Source organism: Pseudomonas sp. H3_D04 (genome assembly GCF_054669175.1).
The window spans coordinates 80,390-96,325 of sequence record NZ_CP162801.1; the positions used below are offsets into that span (position 1 = coordinate 80,390).

General features: G+C 60.4%; 16 protein-coding genes. 10 read left to right on the top strand and 6 right to left on the bottom strand.

The features are described from left to right. Positions 1 to 95: 95 nt before the first annotated feature. A complete protein-coding gene (gene exaC, locus AB4N91_RS00395; protein WP_460112017.1) occupies positions 96 to 1,616 on the bottom strand; it encodes an acetaldehyde dehydrogenase ExaC in 1,521 nt (506 codons plus the stop codon). A gap of 316 nt (positions 1,617 to 1,932) precedes the next feature. Here exaC and AB4N91_RS00400 point away from each other — a divergent pair, with 316 nt between their 5' ends. From AB4N91_RS00400 to AB4N91_RS00415, 4 genes are all read left to right on the top strand, one after another. Further along, a complete protein-coding gene (locus AB4N91_RS00400; protein WP_282412059.1) occupies positions 1,933 to 3,846 on the top strand; it encodes a sigma-54-dependent Fis family transcriptional regulator in 1,914 nt (637 codons plus the stop codon). 183 nt (positions 3,847 to 4,029) lie between these two features. After that, positions 4,030 to 5,379 carry a UDP-N-acetylmuramate:L-alanyl-gamma-D-glutamyl-meso-diaminopimelate ligase gene (gene mpl / locus AB4N91_RS00405; RefSeq protein WP_083375679.1) on the top strand — a complete coding sequence of 450 codons (1,350 nt, stop codon included), beginning with the start codon at positions 4,030 to 4,032 and terminating at the stop codon, positions 5,377 to 5,379. Further along, on the top strand, positions 5,376 to 6,008 hold the full coding sequence (gene ubiX / locus AB4N91_RS00410) for a flavin prenyltransferase UbiX (RefSeq protein WP_010467349.1): 633 nt from the start codon (positions 5,376 to 5,378) through the stop codon (positions 6,006 to 6,008). Before mpl ends, ubiX begins: the two co-directional genes overlap by 4 nt. Continuing rightward, the gene (locus AB4N91_RS00415) at positions 6,001 to 6,285 is read left to right on the top strand and encodes a YceK/YidQ family lipoprotein (RefSeq protein WP_083375680.1); all 285 of its coding nucleotides are present in this window, start codon (positions 6,001 to 6,003) and stop codon (positions 6,283 to 6,285) included. The genes ubiX and AB4N91_RS00415 overlap by 8 nt, the downstream gene beginning before the upstream one ends. Before the next feature lie 116 nt (positions 6,286 to 6,401). Here AB4N91_RS00415 and AB4N91_RS00420 read toward each other — a convergent pair whose 3' ends face one another. The 3 genes from AB4N91_RS00420 to AB4N91_RS00430 form a co-directional block, all read right to left on the bottom strand. After that, on the bottom strand, positions 6,402 to 7,043 hold the full coding sequence (locus AB4N91_RS00420) for an oxidoreductase (RefSeq protein WP_010467351.1): 642 nt from the start codon (positions 7,041 to 7,043) through the stop codon (positions 6,402 to 6,404). Positions 7,044 to 7,070: 27 nt separating this feature from the next. Then, positions 7,071 to 8,789 carry a C13 family peptidase gene (locus AB4N91_RS00425; protein ID WP_427701528.1) on the bottom strand — a complete coding sequence of 573 codons (1,719 nt, stop codon included), beginning with the start codon at positions 8,787 to 8,789 and terminating at the stop codon, positions 7,071 to 7,073. A 115-nt stretch (positions 8,790 to 8,904) separates the two neighbouring features. Continuing rightward, positions 8,905 to 9,360, bottom strand: coding sequence for a MaoC family dehydratase (locus AB4N91_RS00430; RefSeq protein WP_010467353.1), 456 nt, complete (start codon positions 9,358 to 9,360; stop codon positions 8,905 to 8,907). A gap of 197 nt (positions 9,361 to 9,557) precedes the next feature. Between AB4N91_RS00430 and AB4N91_RS00435 the strand changes: the two genes are divergently transcribed. The 5 genes from AB4N91_RS00435 (at position 9,558) to AB4N91_RS00455 (ending at position 12,229) form a co-directional block, all read left to right on the top strand. Continuing rightward, complete coding sequence (locus AB4N91_RS00435; RefSeq protein WP_010467354.1) at positions 9,558 to 9,920, top strand: CidA/LrgA family protein; 363 nt, start codon at positions 9,558 to 9,560, stop codon at positions 9,918 to 9,920. Next, a complete protein-coding gene (locus tag AB4N91_RS00440; RefSeq protein ID WP_077749938.1) occupies positions 9,917 to 10,633 on the top strand; it encodes an LrgB family protein in 717 nt (238 codons plus the stop codon). The genes AB4N91_RS00435 and AB4N91_RS00440 overlap by 4 nt, the downstream gene beginning before the upstream one ends. A gap of 10 nt (positions 10,634 to 10,643) precedes the next feature. After that, entirely contained in the window at positions 10,644 to 11,234 is a 591-nt protein-coding gene (locus tag AB4N91_RS00445) for an LON peptidase substrate-binding domain-containing protein (RefSeq protein WP_460112019.1), read from the top strand. Positions 11,235 to 11,346: 112 nt separating this feature from the next. Next, complete coding sequence (locus AB4N91_RS00450) at positions 11,347 to 11,562, top strand: hypothetical protein (protein WP_102594344.1); 216 nt, start codon at positions 11,347 to 11,349, stop codon at positions 11,560 to 11,562. Between the two features lie 88 nt (positions 11,563 to 11,650). Continuing rightward, entirely contained in the window at positions 11,651 to 12,229 is a 579-nt protein-coding gene (locus AB4N91_RS00455) for a hypothetical protein (RefSeq protein WP_145308858.1), read from the top strand. 53 nt (positions 12,230 to 12,282) lie between these two features. Here the strand turns inward: AB4N91_RS00455 and AB4N91_RS00460 are convergent, their stop codons facing one another. Both AB4N91_RS00460 and AB4N91_RS00465 read right to left on the bottom strand, forming a co-directional pair. After that, positions 12,283 to 13,599, bottom strand: a complete 1,317-nt coding sequence (locus tag AB4N91_RS00460) for a bifunctional DedA family/phosphatase PAP2 family protein (protein WP_010467359.1) — start codon at positions 13,597 to 13,599, stop codon at positions 12,283 to 12,285. A 176-nt stretch (positions 13,600 to 13,775) separates the two neighbouring features. Then, on the bottom strand, positions 13,776 to 14,474 hold the full coding sequence (locus AB4N91_RS00465; RefSeq protein WP_460112020.1) for a DNA-3-methyladenine glycosylase: 699 nt from the start codon (positions 14,472 to 14,474) through the stop codon (positions 13,776 to 13,778). A gap of 189 nt (positions 14,475 to 14,663) precedes the next feature. Here AB4N91_RS00465 and AB4N91_RS00470 point away from each other — a divergent pair, with 189 nt between their 5' ends. Continuing rightward, entirely contained in the window at positions 14,664 to 15,935 is a 1,272-nt protein-coding gene (locus AB4N91_RS00470; protein ID WP_424479849.1) for a glutamate-5-semialdehyde dehydrogenase, read from the top strand. The last annotated feature ends 1 nt before the right edge of the window (position 15,936 follow it).

Below are 15,936 nucleotides of genomic sequence, written 5' to 3' on the forward strand. Positions count from 1 at the left end.
GTTTTTGACCGGCGTGGTTGCCGGGTGGGAGCGAAGGCCCAATGTGCAGGCAAGCTCACTCCCACAAGGAGAGTGGCTTGCCTGCGACAGTCGGTTTAGAAGAAGCCCAACGGATTGATGTCGTAGCTCACCAGCAGGTTTTTGGTCTGCTGATAGTGATCGAGCATCATCTTGTGGGTTTCACGGCCGACGCCGGACTTCTTGTAACCACCGAACGCGGCATGCGCCGGGTACAGGTGGTAGCAGTTGGTCCACACACGACCAGCCTTGATGGCGCGGCCCATGCGATAGGCGCGGTTGATGTCGCGGGTCCAGAGGCCGGCACCCAGGCCGAACTCGGTGTCGTTGGCGATGGCCAGGGCTTCGGCTTCGTCCTTGAAGGTGGTGATGCTCACCACCGGGCCAAAGATTTCTTCCTGGAACACGCGCATTTTGTTGGTGCCCTTGAGCAGGGTCGGCTGGATGTAATACCCGGTCGCCAGGTTGCCCTCGAGTTTTTCCACCTTGCCGCCGGTCAGCAGCTCGGCGCCTTCGCCCTTGGCGATTTCCAGGTACGACAGGATTTTGTCGAATTGCTGCTCGGACGCCTGGGCGCCAACCATGGTGTCGGTGTCCAGCGGGTCGCCACGTTTGATCGACAGCACTTTCTTCATCACCACTTTCATGAAGTCGTCGTAGATCGACTCCTGCACCAGCGCGCGGGAAGGGCAGGTGCAGACTTCGCCCTGGTTGAAGAACGCCAGCACCAGGCCTTCAGCGGCTTTTTCGATGAAGGAAGGTTCGGCCTTCATGATGTCTTCGAAGAAGATGTTCGGCGACTTGCCACCCAGCTCCACGGTGGACGGAATGATGTTTTCGGCGGCGCATTTCATGATGTGCGAGCCGACCGGGGTCGAGCCGGTGAAGGCGATCTTGGCGATGCGTTTGCTGGTGGCCAGGGCTTCGCCGGCTTCTTTGCCAAAGCCTTGAACGACGTTCAGCACGCCGGGCGGCAGCAGGTCGCCGATCAGCTCCATCAGCACAGTAATGCCCAGCGGGGTTTGCTCGGCAGGCTTGAGTACCACGCAGTTACCGGCGGCCAGGGCCGGGGCGAGTTTCCAGACGGCCATCAGGATCGGGAAGTTCCACGGGATGATCTGCCCGACCACGCCCAGCGGTTCGTGGATGTGATAGGCCACGGTGTTGCCATCGATCTCGGCGGCGCTGCCTTCCTGGGCGCGGATGCAACCGGCGAAGTAGCGGAAATGGTCGGCGGCCAGCGGGATGTCGGCGTTGAGGGTTTCACGCACGGCTTTGCCGTTGTCCCAGGATTCGGTGATTGCCAGGATTTCCAGGTTCTGTTCAATGCGGTCGGCGATTTTCAGCAGCACCAGCGAGCGCGCCTGGGCGGACGTGGCGCCCCAGGCATCGGCAGCGGCGTGGGCGGCGTCCAGGGCTTTGTCGATGTCTTCGGCCGTGGAGCGCGGGAATTCGGCAATTGGTTGGCCATTCACGGGCGAGGTATTGGTGAAGTACTGACCTTTGACAGGCGCGACGAACTCGCCGCCGATGTAGTTACCGTATTTGCTCTTGAACGAAACGATAGCGCCTTCAGTACCGGGGTGAGCGTAACGCATGGTGATTTCTCCTTGGCTTTTTGTGCTTATAAGGGAGAGCGCATGTGCGCTTGCTATAAGCGTAGAGCAAAGGTCGGGCCACTGCCCTGCAGGTCAGGCAAATCAAGGTCTTGCGTTGTTTATGTCGGACAGGCGGATGGCGCCTGTGACGATTCCGGTACAGCCCTCGTGACACTTTGTACCGCTTGTGGCACAGCTTGTGACCGGGCGGTCTTGCCAGCATTGCAATGCGCCGATGGCTGGAGGATGCTGGGCCACAAGATGTGTGTCAGCCCTTGATGGGGTTCAGCACAGCTCTCGGAGAGAACAATAAGAAATGCACGACAACCATTTGAGTCGCCATGCCCAACAAGTCTTGACCGTCACCCAGGGCAAATCCCACCTGCACGGTCCTGGCAGCGACCCGTCCATTGCCCGTTCATGGCTGCGCTGCCTTGAGGATTATCACCTCGACCCGGCCCTGACGATGGCGCCGACGGTGCTGGAACACGGCCGGGTGCTGGAAAGCCGCGAACGCTTGCAGCAAGTGCTGCACATTGCCGGCAGCGAAATGACCAGTCTGCATCAGCAACTTTCCGGCGCCGGCCACGCCGTGCTGCTCACCGACGCCCGTGGGGTGATCCTCAACTGCGTCACCGCACCGGCCGAACGGAAAATCTTCGAGCGCGCCGGCCTGTGGCTTGGCGCCGACTGGAGCGAAGCCTGCGAAGGCACCAACGGCATCGGCACCTGCCTGGTGGAGCGCCAGTCGCTGACCATTCACCAGGATGAACACTTTCGCGGCCGCCACACCGGCCTGACGTGCTCGGCGAGCCCGGTGTTCGACCCTCACGGCGAGCTGCTGGCGGTCCTCGATGTGTCCTCGGCGCGTCACGAAGTCTCACGTCAAAGCCAGTTCCACACCATGGCCCTGGTCAATCTCTCGGCGAAGATGATCGAGAGCTGCTATTTCCTGCGCTACTTCGACAATCAATGGTTGCTGCGCTTTCACCTGCAAGCCGAATCCGTCGGGCTGTTCAGCGAAGGCTTGCTGGCGTTCGACGGGGAAGGGCGGATCAGCGCGGTCAACCAGAGTGCGCTGAACTTGCTGGGGCATATTCGCGGTGGATTGCTGGGCAAGCCGGTGGAGGCGTTTTTCGATTGCTCGCTGGATGACTTGCTCGGCCGCGCCAGTGTCAACGCCAGCGCCAGTTGGCCGTTGCGCACCCGTGATGGGCGGAGTCTGTTTGCCGTGTTGCGCGGGCAGCCGCGCAGCATTCCGGTGCCGGTGGTGCCAGGTCCGACAATTGCCGAGCGTCCGCGCCTGTCGGGCATCTGCCTGGGCGATGCCGCGTTGCAGGAAGATTTCCGCAAATCCTTGAGAGTTTTCGAGCGAGACGTGCCGCTGTTGATCAATGGCGAAACCGGTTCCGGCAAAGAAGCCTTTGCCAAAGCCGTGCATCAGGCCAGCCAGCGGGCCGACAAGGCCTTCGTCGCCCTTAACTGCGCAGCGATCCCTGAAAGCCTGATCGAGAGCGAACTGTTTGGTTATCGCGGCGGCAGCTTTACCGGCGCGCGCAAGGAAGGCATGCGCGGCAAGTTGCAGCAGGCGGACGGCGGCACACTGTTCCTCGATGAAATCGGCGACATGCCGTTGGCATTGCAAACCCGGCTATTAAGGGTGCTGGAAGATCGTCAGGTGGTGCCGATTGGCGGCGAGCCGGAGTCGGTCAATGTGCGGGTCATCAGCGCCACTCACCGCCATTTACTGGAGCGGGTGCAGGACGGCAGCTTTCGCGAGGATTTGTATTACCGGCTCAATGGGCTGGAGATCGCATTGCCGGCGTTGCGTGAGCGAAGTGATAAATCGCAGTTGCTTGATTTTCTGCTGGCCGAGGAAGCGGGCGCAGAGACGGTGCTGATCGATGAGCCGGCCCGGCAAGCCTTGCTGGGTTTCGCCTGGCCGGGGAACGTGCGGCAGTTGCGCAATGTGCTGCGCACCTTGGCAGCGTTGTGTGACGACGGGCGGATCGGGCTGGAGGATTTGCCGGTGATGATTCGTCAGGTTCGACCGGTGCCGGTTGTGGCCGTTGAAGAGACTTCCGAACATCCGCTGGACGATGCCGAGCGGCTGGCGTTGCTCAATGCGCTGGAGCAGACCCGTTGGCACATGACCCATACCGCCGAGCAGCTCGGCGTCAGCCGTAACACCCTCTATCGAAAACTGCGCAAACACGGCATCGCCCGCTAGGCACGCCGTCACACTGTAGGAGTGACGCTTGCCCGCGAAGAACGATTACGCGGTGTACTGGCGGAATCGTGTTATGGCCTTCGCGGGCAAGCCTCGCTCCTGCGGGTTTTGCGTTGACCCGAAACAAAGGTGCGAATTTTCCCACCCTACGCTAACCTGCGGCCATGTTTTACGAGGTCGACTATGCATATTCATATTCTTGGTATCTGCGGCACTTTCATGGGTTCGATGGCGGTTCTGGCCAAAGAGCTGGGCCATCACGTGACGGGCTCCGATGCCAACGTCTATCCGCCGATGAGCACTCAGCTTGAAGCGCAGGGCATTGAGTTGACCCAAGGCTACGACCCCGCCCAGCTCGATCCGGCGCCGGATCTGGTGGTGATCGGCAACGCCATGTCGCGCGGCAACCCGGCCGTCGAATACGTGTTGAACAAAGGCCTGCCCTACGTCTCCGGCCCGCAATGGCTGGCCGACCATGTGCTGCAAGGTCGCTGGGTCCTGGCCGTCGCCGGCACCCATGGTAAAACCACCACCAGCAGCATGCTTGCCTGGGTCCTGGAGCACGCGGGCATGAGCCCGGGCTTCCTGATCGGCGGCGTGCCGCAGAACTTCTCGGTGTCGGCGCGTCTGGGTGACACACCGTTCTTCGTCATCGAAGCCGACGAGTACGACAGCGCGTTCTTCGACAAGCGCTCCAAGTTCGTTCACTACCGCCCGCGCACGGCCATTCTGAACAACCTGGAATACGATCACGCCGACATCTTCCCGGATTTGCCCGCCATTGAGCGGCAGTTCCACCACTTGGTGCGAACCATCCCGAGCGAAGGCCTGGTGATTCACCCGACCACCGAGCCAGCGTTGCAGCGCGTCATCGAGATGGGCTGCTGGACTCCGGTGCAAACCACCGGTGCCGGCGGTCAGTGGCAGGTCAAGCTGCTGAGCGAAGACGGCTCCAGGTTCGAAGTGATGTTCGAAGGCGTCGCCCAAGGCGTCGTCGATTGGGACATGACCGGCCAGCACAACGTCGCCAACGCCCTGGCCACCCTGGCGGCTGCTCGCCACGTCGGCGTTGTACCGTCGATGGGCATCGCTGCATTGAGCGCCTTTAAAAGCGTGAAACGCCGGATGGAGAAAGTCGCCGAGGTTCGCGGCATTACCATCTACGACGACTTCGCTCACCACCCGACGGCCATTGCGACGACCCTCGACGGCCTGCGCAAACGCATCGGTGATGCGCCGTTGATTGCGATCATCGAGCCGCGCTCCAACTCCATGAAGCTCGGCGCTCACCGCGACGGCTTGCCGGAAAGCGTGGTCGATGCCGATCAAGTGATCTGGTATGCCCCCGCCAACCTCGGTTGGGACCTGGGCGCGACCGCCGCGTTGTGCACGGTGCCGTCGATCGTCAGCGACTCTCTGGAAGGCATCATCGAGCGCGTGAAGAGCCAGGCCCAGCCCGGCACCCACGTGGTGATCATGAGCAACGGCGGCTTCGGCGGCCTGCACGGCAAACTCGCCGAGGCGCTGCAATGAACAACGGCCCGGAACGCATCACCCTCGCGATGACGGGCGCTTCGGGCGCCCAGTACGGTTTACGTCTGCTCGACTGCCTGATCCGCGAAGACCGCGAGGTGCATTTCCTGATCTCCAAGGCGGCGCAACTGGTGATGGCCACCGAGACTGACGTCACGCTGCCGGCCAAACCGCAGACGATGCAGGCTTTCCTCACTGAATACACCGGTGCGGCCGCCGGGCAGATCAAGGTGTACGGCAAGGAAGACTGGATGTCGCCAGTGGCCTCGGGTTCCGGTGCGCCCGCGGCGATGGTGGTGGTGCCGTGTTCCACCGGGACGTTGTCGGCGATCGCGACCGGTGCCTGCAACAACCTGATCGAGCGGGCTGCCGACGTGACGTTGAAAGAGCGTCGCCAGCTGATTCTGGTGCCGCGTGAAGCGCCGTATTCGAGCATTCATCTGGAACACATGCTCAAGCTGTCGAACATGGGCGTGACGATATTGCCGGCGTCGCCGGGCTTTTATCATCAGCCGCAGACGATCGATGACTTGATCGACTTTGTCGTGGCGCGGATTCTCAATCTGCTGAACATCCCGCAAGACATGCTGCCGCGCTGGGGCGAACACCATTTGAGCAGCGATGAATAAGCTGCTGATTGTTCTGCTGGCCCTGCAATTGGGGGGCTGCGCCACGGCGCGTACGCTGGACGCGGCCAAGCCTGGGGCGCCAGTGGTGTACGCGGGGACGCGCCTGGATTTGTATGCCATGAATGGCGGTTGTTGCGCGATGGACCGGTTCGGCGCCGAAGCGCCGAGCTACCCCGGCGTCGACCTGCCGGCCAGCGCGTTGCTCGACACGCTGTTATTGCCGTTGTCATTGCTGACGGTGATCGGGGTGAGTTTCCAGGCGACGGGCGGGTTGTAGCGTTCGGCTTTGAATCGGTGTGCGCCCTTCGCGGGCAAGCCTCGCCCTACAGGTTCTCCGTTGCCTGTGTAGGAGCGAGGCTTGCCCGCGAAGGCGCCCTCTCAGACACCAAAGAATTATTTGCCTAGCTTGCGCAGTTCATCCGATTCGACAATCCGTACCCCATCCTGCTCTTCCAGCGCCAGTCTCCACATGGCGCGAGCCAGTTGGCAGGCTTCGATGCCGCGGTACTTGCCAGGGATCAAGCGCGACAACGGCCCGACGAGTTGCTCGGCCGTGCGCGGTTCCAGTCGATCGCCCAGCAACAACGAAGGTCGGCAAATGGTCAGCTGCGGCCAGTCCTGCGCGCGCAATGCGTACTCCATCTCGCCTTTGACCCGGTTGTAGAAAATCGAGGATCTGCGATCGGCCCCCAGGGCACTGATCACGATCAGGTGCCGGGCACCCATTTCACGTGCACGTTTGGCGAACGCCACCACCATGTCCAGGTCGACCGCACGAAAGGCTTGTTCGGAGCCAGCCTGCTTGATTGTGGTGCCGAGGCAGCAGTAGGCGATGTCGACGCGACCGTTCAGTTGCGGCAGAAACGCCGCCGCGTCGCCGACCGGGTTTTCCAGATGGGGATGCTCGGCCAGTGGCCGGCGTGAGGGGGCCAGTACCCTTGAAATCGTTGGCTCATTGAGCAGGCGATCAAGCAGATGTTCGCCGGTCAACCCGGTAGCTCCGGCAAGCAGTACATGCTGAGGCGTCAAGTACATAGTGTTTCCCCCTTGATACTGTTCAGCTTAGTTGCTCTTTGCATCCTTGCTGCTGATAGAGACACTTTGTAGCGCTTTTCGTGCCTGCTGTTTGCGCAAGAGTTGCCAGTGCGAGAGGACCGTTTTCGGCGCCCAGAGCTGCGGTTCAGAGGCCTCGAAGCCGTCAGCGAGTTCACGCTCTGCCACCGTGGCCTTGGCCAGCTTGAAGGCATGTTCCAGGTCGTCGGTCTGGTTCAGCGCCTGGGCGAACAGCGCGTCGCCGAAGTAGGTGAAATTGGCTTCTTCCGAGCAACCGAAGGACACCCGATCAGCGCGCGAGGCGGTCATGATCAGCGTGCGTTCATCCTTGAGCGCGGGGATGAAGCCGCCGGAATAGCAGGACGAAATCACCACAATCTTGTCGCGGTTCTTCAAGGGCGTGAGCACGGCGGCGAGTTCGTCGGCCGGCAGGTCGGCCAGTTCCATGCGCGGCTGGTCGAGCACCAGTTCATGTTCGCTGCTGCCATGGCTGGTCAGGTAGATGAAGATCAAGTCTTCCGGGCCACTGCGTTCGGCCAGGGTCATTGCGGCGCGGCGCAGGTTTTCCCGGGTGGCCATCGGCCGGTCTACGAGGTGATCGCGATGGTTCACCAGGCGGATCTGGCCGAAGGCGCCGAAGCGGCTGCTGAGCATGTTGCTGACGTAATCGGACTCGCGCAGGAACACGCTCTGCTTGCCGTCGCCGCCCAGGGTCAAGGTGTACAGCTCGACCATCGGGGTCGAGGCTGGCACGTTGGACAGAGCGTCATCGAGTAACCGGCCCTGGGCCAGCAAGCCGAGCTCCAGGGTGTCGGGCAGCAACTTGCCGTCGGCATCGCGAACACGCTGGCCATTGACCCACGTTCCGCTTTGCACTGTGCCGTCGGTGAGCACCAGGGTGCCGCGCCCCGAGTAGCTGTCATTGTCGAACTGGCCGATGTAGAAGCTGCCGTCGGGCAGGTTCAATCGACCCTGGCCGGTAAAGCGCCAGTCGCTGAACTGGCCGATGTAATGACTGCCGTCAGCGCCGATCAACTCGCCCTTGCCGTTCAGCGAGCCTTCCTTGAACTGGCCCAGCCAGACATCGCCGTCGGCGTTTTCGTAGCGGCCCTTGCCGTGCAGTTGATTGTTCTTGAAGCCGCCGACATAGATGTCGCCGTCGGCGCTGTTGAAGGTCCCGTTGCCTTCCAGCTGACCGTCCTTGAAGTGCCCGGTGAACTGATTGCCACTGGCGTCGCCGCGCTGGCCTTCACCGTTGGGTTTGCCGTTGGCGAACTGGCCCTGGTAGGAACTGCCGTCGTCGAGTTCGAGACGCCCGAGCCCTGAATATTGATCGGCCTTGAATTCACCGCGATAGGTCATCGCGTTTTCTTTTAGCGTGCCTTCACCGTCACGGCGGCCGAGTTTGAATCCGCCGGTGTAGCTGCTGCCGCTGGTGGTCAGTGTGCCCTTGCCGTCAAACAGGCCTTGATTGAATTGGCCCCGATAGACTTCGCCGTTGCTGCCATGCCATTCGCCCTGGCCATGCCATTGCCCCTTGTCGAACTCGCCGGCGTACCAGCTGCCGTTGGGGTAGTCGATGCGGCCCTGGCCTTGCAACAAGCCGTTGACCAGATCACCGCGATAGCGCCCGCCGTCCGGCAAGCGGGCATCCGGGGGCAGCAGCGATTCGCCATCGCCGCAAGCGGTGAGCAACAGGGTCAGGGCGAGGAGTGCAAGTGAGCGCATAGCGGGATCCGGGCAATTATGCGACGGAGTATGCCGCAGCTATGTGTCGCATTTATAGAGACACGGCAGAGACACGGCGCGAAACAGCGTGAGCTGTTTCGCAATCAGACCTGTGTCAGACGAAACAGAGGGACAGCGGCTCGGCGATATACGCCGGTTTGTCCGAGCCTTCGATTTCAAGCGTGGCGGTGGCTTTGAGCAGCCATTGGCCGGGTTTTTTCTCGATGACTTCGTTCATGTCGACCTTGAGCCGAACCCTGGAGTTGACCTTTACTGGCTGGATGAAGCGCACGCTGTCCAGGCCATAGTTGACCACCATCTTCGCCCCTTGAGGGAGGATCAGGATGTCTTCCATCAGTTTCGGGATCAGCGACAGTGACAGGAATCCGTGTGCAATGGTGCTGCCAAATGGCGTTTGCGCGGCTTTGACCGGGTCGACGTGAATAAACTGATAATCGCCTGTGGCTTCTGCGAACAGGTTGATGCGCTCCTGATCGATGGTGAGCCATTCGGAACGTCCGAGTTCCTTGCCGACATAATCTTTGAGCTCTGCAACGGGAACATAGGGCATTGAGACTCTCCTTGGGTTTCATCGGATTTATAGTTTTTCGAGTGGGGGGATTTGGCCTCCCTGTGAACCACTTTAGATCAACATGGCAAATTGCTCCGGTCAACTGACCATGCTTTTGGCGAATGCCGATCCATAGCGTTGACGTGCTTATAATGCCCGGCCCCTTTTTGGTGGGGCGCGCGTGCGGGAGATGCTGGATGTTGTTACGTGGCCTGACCTGGCTGGTGCTGTTCCAATTGCTGGGCACAGCCATCAACCATTTGTTTTTACCGGTACTGCCCGGGCCGATTGTCGGCCTGCTGCTGTTGCTGGTGTACCTGATTTCGCGCGGGCAAGTCGGCGAGCCGTTGAACCTGGCCGCCAGCAGCCTGCTGCGTTATTTGCCTTTGCTGTTGGTGCCGCCGGCCGTGGGCGTGATGGTTTACGCCAAGGACATCGCCGCAGACTTCTGGGCCATTGCCGGCGCGCTGGTGTTGTCGCTGGTGCTGTCCATGGCGTTTGTCGGGGTGCTGATGCAGCGCATGGTCAAGCGTCATGCCCATCGCGGAGATCGCTCATGATCCTCGATTGGCAGGGTGCGCTGGACTCGGTGATTCATCACCCGTTGTTCGGCCTCGGCATTACGTTGGGCGCTTATCAACTGGTGCTGGCAGCCTTTGAAAAAACCCGCTGGATCTTTCTGCAACCGGTGCTGGTCTCCATGCTGTTGGTGATCGGTGTGCTGACGGTCTGTGGGATCACGTTTGTCGAGTACCGCAAGAGCACCGAGATCCTCAGCATCTTGCTCGGACCTGCGACCGTTGCGCTGGCAGTGCCGCTGTATCTCAATCTGCGACGCATTCGGCAGTTGTTCTGGCCGATTTTTACTACGCTGGTGATAGGCGGCGTGGTTGCCACGGGCATGGGCGTGTTGCTGGGTTGGTGGTTTGGCGCCGAACACATGATCCTGATGACGATGGCGCCGAAGTCAGTGACGTCGCCGATTGCCATGTTGGTGGCTGAGCAGATCGGTGGTGTCGCGGCGTTGGCCGCGGTGTTCGTGTTGATCACCGGCGTGATCGGTGCGATCTTCGGTCCGGGTATGCTGACCCGGCTGGGCGTGCACAGCCCTGAAGCCCGGGGCATGGCGCTGGGCATGACCGCCCATGCGGTCGGCACCTCGGTGGCCTTGCAGGAAAGTGAAGAATGCGGCGCTTTCGCGGCGCTGGCGATGAGTCTGATGGGCGTGGCCACGGCGGTGTTCCTGCCGTTGGCGGTGTCGATGGTGGTTTAAGGATATGTCTATGAACTTGCCTCTTTTTCCGCTGAACACTGTGCTGTTTCCTGGCTGCATCCTCGACTTGCAGATCTTCGAGGCGCGCTACCTGGACATGATCGGCAGTTGCATGAAAAAGGGCGTCGGCTTCGGCGTTGTGTGCATTCTCGACGGCGAAGAAGTGGGCATCGCACCTGCGGGCTATGCGCTGGTCGGCTGCGAAGCGTTGATCACTGATTTCAAACAACAGGACAATGGCCTGCTGGGCATTCGCGTGCAGGGCGGACGGCGTTTTCATGTGTTGCGCACCGAGGTACAGCGCGATCAATTGACCGTCGCTGACGTCGAGTGGCTGGAAGACGAACCTGAACAGCCGCTGCAGGATGAGGATGCGGACCTGGTCGCCCTGCTCAAGGCATTGGCCGAACACCCGATGGTCGAAGCCTTGAACATGGGCACCGAAGCGACCGGGCAACAGTCACTGGCCAATCAGCTGGCCTATCTGCTGCCGTTTGCCGAAGTGGACAAGATCGACCTGCTGCAACTCGATGATCCCCAGCAGCGGCTGGATGCGATCCAGGCGCTGTTGGACGAGTTGCAAGGTGAGTTGTTTGCCTAGTTGTACTTTGTATTAAGTTCTTCGGTTCGCCACTATTGTCTTCGTAAAGCTCAGTCAGTAGTTTGCAGTTATTCGCATGGAGCGGATAACGGTTAACTATATGGATGTGGTTATGACGCTATATGAAGATGAATGGATGTTCTGGGATGATATTGCCGGGCGCTATATTTTAAAGCACGCGAGCAACGATCCGAATACGGCTAATATTATTGATGCCGCTGCTTACTATGCCGATTCAATGGTTGTCGCTCGACGTAAGCGCAAGCGCGTAAAACTTCCAGTCTCCGGTACTGCCGTCGATACTTCAAACGCTCCGACGGCTCTTTAGTACACGACTTATAAACTATTCGGCAACGGACTGGGTTTTGCGCGTCTTGCTGAAAAAAAATTGAGTGAACAGCATCTTGAGGTGATTGATGTCCCTGGAAAATCAAAGCAGTGCATTTACCGCTAACCTTTACGTCAACGGCACGCCGGTGGTGCTCAACCAGCAGCGCCTGAAGCTTAGGCTGCGTGACCCGCGAATCACCCGGCGCGAACGCCTGGACGTGGAGGTGGCATTGGCGAGTGACGACAGCACAAGTATTCTGACGCTCGCCGATCATGAGGATGATAAGCCTCTATTGTTGAAGTTTGTGCCCAAGGCTGGCAAGTATGAAGTGCTGGCCGTTATTCGAGGCGCCTATGAAGGTGGTCATTTGACGGTTAATGTCGGAACCCGTCATCTATATATGAATAGCGCTTCGGAAGGTGCCAGGTTTTCGATACGTAAGCATGGGGTGGACCAAGCGAGTTTTGATGATTTTGCTGCCGGTCCAGGGTATGTGCAGCTCGTGAGTGAGCTTAATGGTCGGCCGCTCTATCTGGCAAACGACAAGGGGAAAGTGCATTTTAAAGATGTTGATCCTAATACCTCCAAGCATGATGCGTTCAACAATGATCCCGTCAACTTCGTGATCAAGATTGTTGATAAGCCGGGTGAGGAGCGCAAATAAAAAAACGCCATCAGTTTTGCAAGCTGATGGCGTGTACCTCATCAGGCAACAGCCTAATACGCATATCTCAACATTGCATTCGGCAAATGTCGCAATGCAAAGAACCCGAACAACGCCACCATCGCCGGCAATACCAGCCACCAGATCTTGGGTGGCATGGCATTGAGCGGTGTCTGGCGCTGGCTCAGCCACAAGCTGGCGGCACACACGCACGCCGCCAGCATCGCACCGGCCAATATATCCGTTGGCCAATGTGCGCCCAGGTACACCCGGGACAGGGCGATTGTCAGGGCCGGCAAACAACCCAGCAGCAACCAGGTCAGGCGCATCCGCGGCGGCTGACCGCGACCGGCCAGCACGGCGAGGGTCAGGAACAACGCGAAGGCGCCCGATGCATGGCCGCTGGGCATGCTGTAGCTGGTCAGTGGATCGCTCAGTACTTCCGGGCGCACGCGGGCGAAAAATTGTTTGGTGAACGTGTTGCCGAGCGCGGTGAAGAGCAGGGTGCCACCGGCGAAAATCGCCTGGCGCCACTGCCGGGTGAGCAACAGCAAGCCGGTCAGCAGGGCGCTGAACACCAGCATGTTGCGGAATTCGCCGATCAGCGTGAAGGTGACGGCCAGTTCATCGAGCATCGGGCTGCGATGTTCCTGCACCAGGGTCATCACGCCTTGGTCGAGCGCGGTGAGGTGCGGGTAGCCGATAAACAGCCCTGCCAGAATTAACAGGCCGAGGCCGGCTATATAGGCGGTGGCGTGGCGATGGCGGCGCAGGCTGCTGGTCACGCTCAAGCCGATCATTACCGCAATGCTGCCGGCGACGATCCCTGCCTCAGGCCAGAACCCGTCGGGCAATGGCAAGCGAATCGCTGCGCCCGTGGCCCAGCCAGGCAGTAAGTAAGCGACGCTCCAGCCCGCGGCGGCCAGCAAACTTACAGCGGCGAAACGCGGGAACGGCATGTCGAACATCCCGGCAACCATCGGCAGCATCGGGCGTAGCGGGCCGATAAAACGTCCGACCAACAGGCTGGCAATACCGTATCGCTGGAAATACGCCTCGGCGCCGGCGATCCATTCCGGATGGTGGCGTAACCCCGGCAGGCGCCGGATATTCTGGTGAAAATGTCGACCGATGAAGTACGAAACGATGTCGCCCAGCACGCCAGCGGTAAACCCCAGCAATAGCGTTTCGCTCAATGACAGCGCCCCGCTGCCGGCCAGTACCGCCACGGCGAACAGCAACACCGTGCCGGGCACAATCAGCCCGGCAATCGCCAGGCACTCCACGAATGCCACGATGAACACCGCCGCGGCCAGCCATTGCGGGTTAGCCGCCAGCCAACCGGTCACGCTATCGAGCCATGGGCCCATAAAAACAACTCCCTCTGATGTTCAATTGGGCTCGAAAGGCGCGCACGCAACCTTCCAGGCACCACAAGTCCCCTGTAGGAGCGAACCTGCTCGCGATAGCGGACTGACATTCGAAACCGATGTCGCCTGATACTTGCTATCGCGAGCAGGCTCGCTCCCACAGGGATTTTCCATCTTCAAGTCAGCAAAAAATAATCGCGACCTTCGACCTGCCCCCGTCGCAGCGGGTTCCGCGTGCAATATGGCGCGAAAGCCGCATCGACGAAGCGATACATCAAATGTTCGTCGCGTCCGTGGGGAATGCCCAGGCGCGTGGTCTGGATGATCTGAGCTGGCGCCGGGCCGACGTCTTCGACCAGCAACACATCATGGTCAAAACGCTTGGCATCCCAGACGGGCACCTTCAACCCCAGCGACTTGCACAACAACGTCTGCCCGGCGCAGAGCTTTTGCGTCGGGCGAGGACGACCCTGGGCGTCGGGATTGTTCAACAGCATCTGCGCCAGGCTCGCTGGCCCGCTTAGCTCGTCGACCCACGGATAGGCAGATTTGATCAGCACCGCGTTGCCCGGCCCCTGGGCGCTGAAGTTCAGGGAATCACCGCCGCGGGCGTAATACATATAGATGTGCCCGCCATCCAGAAACAAAGCCTTACGCTTTTCTGTGTAGCCGAGGGACGCGTGGCTGCCTTTTTCTTCGCAGTAATAGGCTTCGGTTTCGATAATCCGGGCGCTCAGCCACAGGTCGCCGACCCTGTGACGGATGACCTTGCCCAGTAAATCCCGGGCCAGGGTTTGCGCATCGCGGTCAAAAAATGCGTCCGGGAGCCCCATGGGCAGGCGTGCAGCGGACGCTCGAACAGTCAGGTTGGACATGATGAACGGTGTTTATCAAGGCTGATTGAGTCGTGATGATAACAATGTGCAGCTTAATCCCGGCTGAACGTCGGCAAATTGCCCTCCATTTCGACCATCCGCCCGTCACCGCTGTTAGTCCCGGGACGCGACAGCTATAATCTGCCGCTTTACTCTTTACCAAGACCTTAGCAAAGACCCCCACAGACCATGACTGAGTCCGTTCTTGACTATATGACCCGCCTGGGTCGCGCCGCCCGCGAGGCTTCTCGCGTCATTGGCCGTGCCAGCACTGCGCAGAAGAACCGCGCGTTGCAGGCGGCTGCCAATGCGCTGGACGCTGCACGCGCCGAGCTGACGGCTGCCAATGAACTGGATTTGGCCGCAGGCCGCGCCAATGGTCTTGAGCCGGCATTGCTTGAGCGTCTGGCGCTGACCCCGGAGCGCATCGACGGCATGATCGTCGGTTTGCGTCAGGTGGCGGCACTGCCGGACCCGGTCGGCGCGATTCGCGACATGAGCTATCGGCCGTCGGGCATCCAGGTCGGCAAGATGCGCGTGCCGTTGGGCGTGATCGGGATCATCTACGAATCCCGGCCGAACGTAACCATCGACGCCGCGAGCCTTTGCCTGAAGTCGGGCAACGCGACGATCCTGCGTGGCGGTTCCGAGGCAATCAATTCCAATCGCGCCATTGCCGCCTGCATCCAGCGCGGCCTGGCCGAAGCCGAGCTGCCGGCTGCCGTGGTGCAAGTGGTCGAAACCACCGATCGTGCGGCCGTTGGCGCGTTGATCACCATGCCGGAATACGTCGACGTCATCGTGCCCCGTGGTGGCCGTGGCCTGATCGAACGCGTCAGCCGCGATGCCCGCGTGCCGGTGATCAAACACCTGGACGGCATCTGCCACGTCTACGTCAGCGCCCACGCCGATCTGCCGAAAGCCCAGCGCATCGCCTTCAATGCCAAGACTTACCGTTACGGCATCTGCGGTGCGATGGAGACGCTGCTGGTGGATCAAGCCGTTGCCAAGGATTTCCTGCCGTCGATGGCTGCACAGTTCCGCGAAAAAGGCGTCGAACTGCGCGGTTGCGAACGTACCCGGGCGATCATCGATGCCGTGGCGGCCAGTGAAGAAGACTGGAACACCGAATACCTGGCGCCGATTCTTTCGATCCGCGTCGTTGACGGGCTGGACCAGGCGATCGAACACATCAATCAGTACGGTTCGCATCACACCGACTCGATCGTCAGCGAAAACCTCGCCGACACCCGGCGTTTTGTGGCGGAGGTCGATTCGTCATCGGTGATGATCAACACGCCGACCTGCTTCGCCGATGGCTTTGAATACGGATTGGGTGCCGAGATTGGCATTTCTACTGATAAGCTGCACGCCCGCGGCCCGGTGGGTCTCGAAGGTCTGACCTGCGAGAAGTACATCGTGGTCGGTGATGGCCAGTTGCGCGGCCAGGCGTCGGTCTGAC

Excerpts from the sequence above, each read along its gene's own strand:
- exaC (WP_460112017.1), bottom strand. The coding sequence starts at position 1,616 with ATGCGTTACGCTCACCCCGGTACTGAAGGCGCTATCGTTTCGTTCAAG.
- AB4N91_RS00400 (WP_282412059.1), top strand. The coding sequence starts at position 1,933 with ATGCACGACAACCATTTGAGTCGCCATGCCCAACAAGTCTTGACCGTC.
- mpl (WP_083375679.1), top strand. The coding sequence starts at position 4,030 with ATGCATATTCATATTCTTGGTATCTGCGGCACTTTCATGGGTTCGATG.
- ubiX (WP_010467349.1), top strand. The coding sequence starts at position 5,376 with ATGAACAACGGCCCGGAACGCATCACCCTCGCGATGACGGGCGCTTCG.
- AB4N91_RS00415 (WP_083375680.1), top strand. The coding sequence starts at position 6,001 with ATGAATAAGCTGCTGATTGTTCTGCTGGCCCTGCAATTGGGGGGCTGC.
- AB4N91_RS00420 (WP_010467351.1), bottom strand. The coding sequence starts at position 7,043 with ATGTACTTGACGCCTCAGCATGTACTGCTTGCCGGAGCTACCGGGTTG.
- AB4N91_RS00425 (WP_427701528.1), bottom strand. The coding sequence starts at position 8,789 with ATGCGCTCACTTGCACTCCTCGCCCTGACCCTGTTGCTCACCGCTTGC.
- AB4N91_RS00430 (WP_010467353.1), bottom strand. The coding sequence starts at position 9,360 with ATGCCCTATGTTCCCGTTGCAGAGCTCAAAGATTATGTCGGCAAGGAA.
- AB4N91_RS00435 (WP_010467354.1), top strand. The coding sequence starts at position 9,558 with ATGTTGTTACGTGGCCTGACCTGGCTGGTGCTGTTCCAATTGCTGGGC.
- AB4N91_RS00440 (WP_077749938.1), top strand. The coding sequence starts at position 9,917 with ATGATCCTCGATTGGCAGGGTGCGCTGGACTCGGTGATTCATCACCCG.
- AB4N91_RS00445 (WP_460112019.1), top strand. The coding sequence starts at position 10,644 with ATGAACTTGCCTCTTTTTCCGCTGAACACTGTGCTGTTTCCTGGCTGC.
- AB4N91_RS00450 (WP_102594344.1), top strand. The coding sequence starts at position 11,347 with ATGACGCTATATGAAGATGAATGGATGTTCTGGGATGATATTGCCGGG.
- AB4N91_RS00455 (WP_145308858.1), top strand. The coding sequence starts at position 11,651 with ATGTCCCTGGAAAATCAAAGCAGTGCATTTACCGCTAACCTTTACGTC.
- AB4N91_RS00460 (WP_010467359.1), bottom strand. The coding sequence starts at position 13,599 with ATGGGCCCATGGCTCGATAGCGTGACCGGTTGGCTGGCGGCTAACCCG.
- AB4N91_RS00465 (WP_460112020.1), bottom strand. The coding sequence starts at position 14,474 with ATGTCCAACCTGACTGTTCGAGCGTCCGCTGCACGCCTGCCCATGGGG.
- AB4N91_RS00470 (WP_424479849.1), top strand. The coding sequence starts at position 14,664 with ATGACTGAGTCCGTTCTTGACTATATGACCCGCCTGGGTCGCGCCGCC.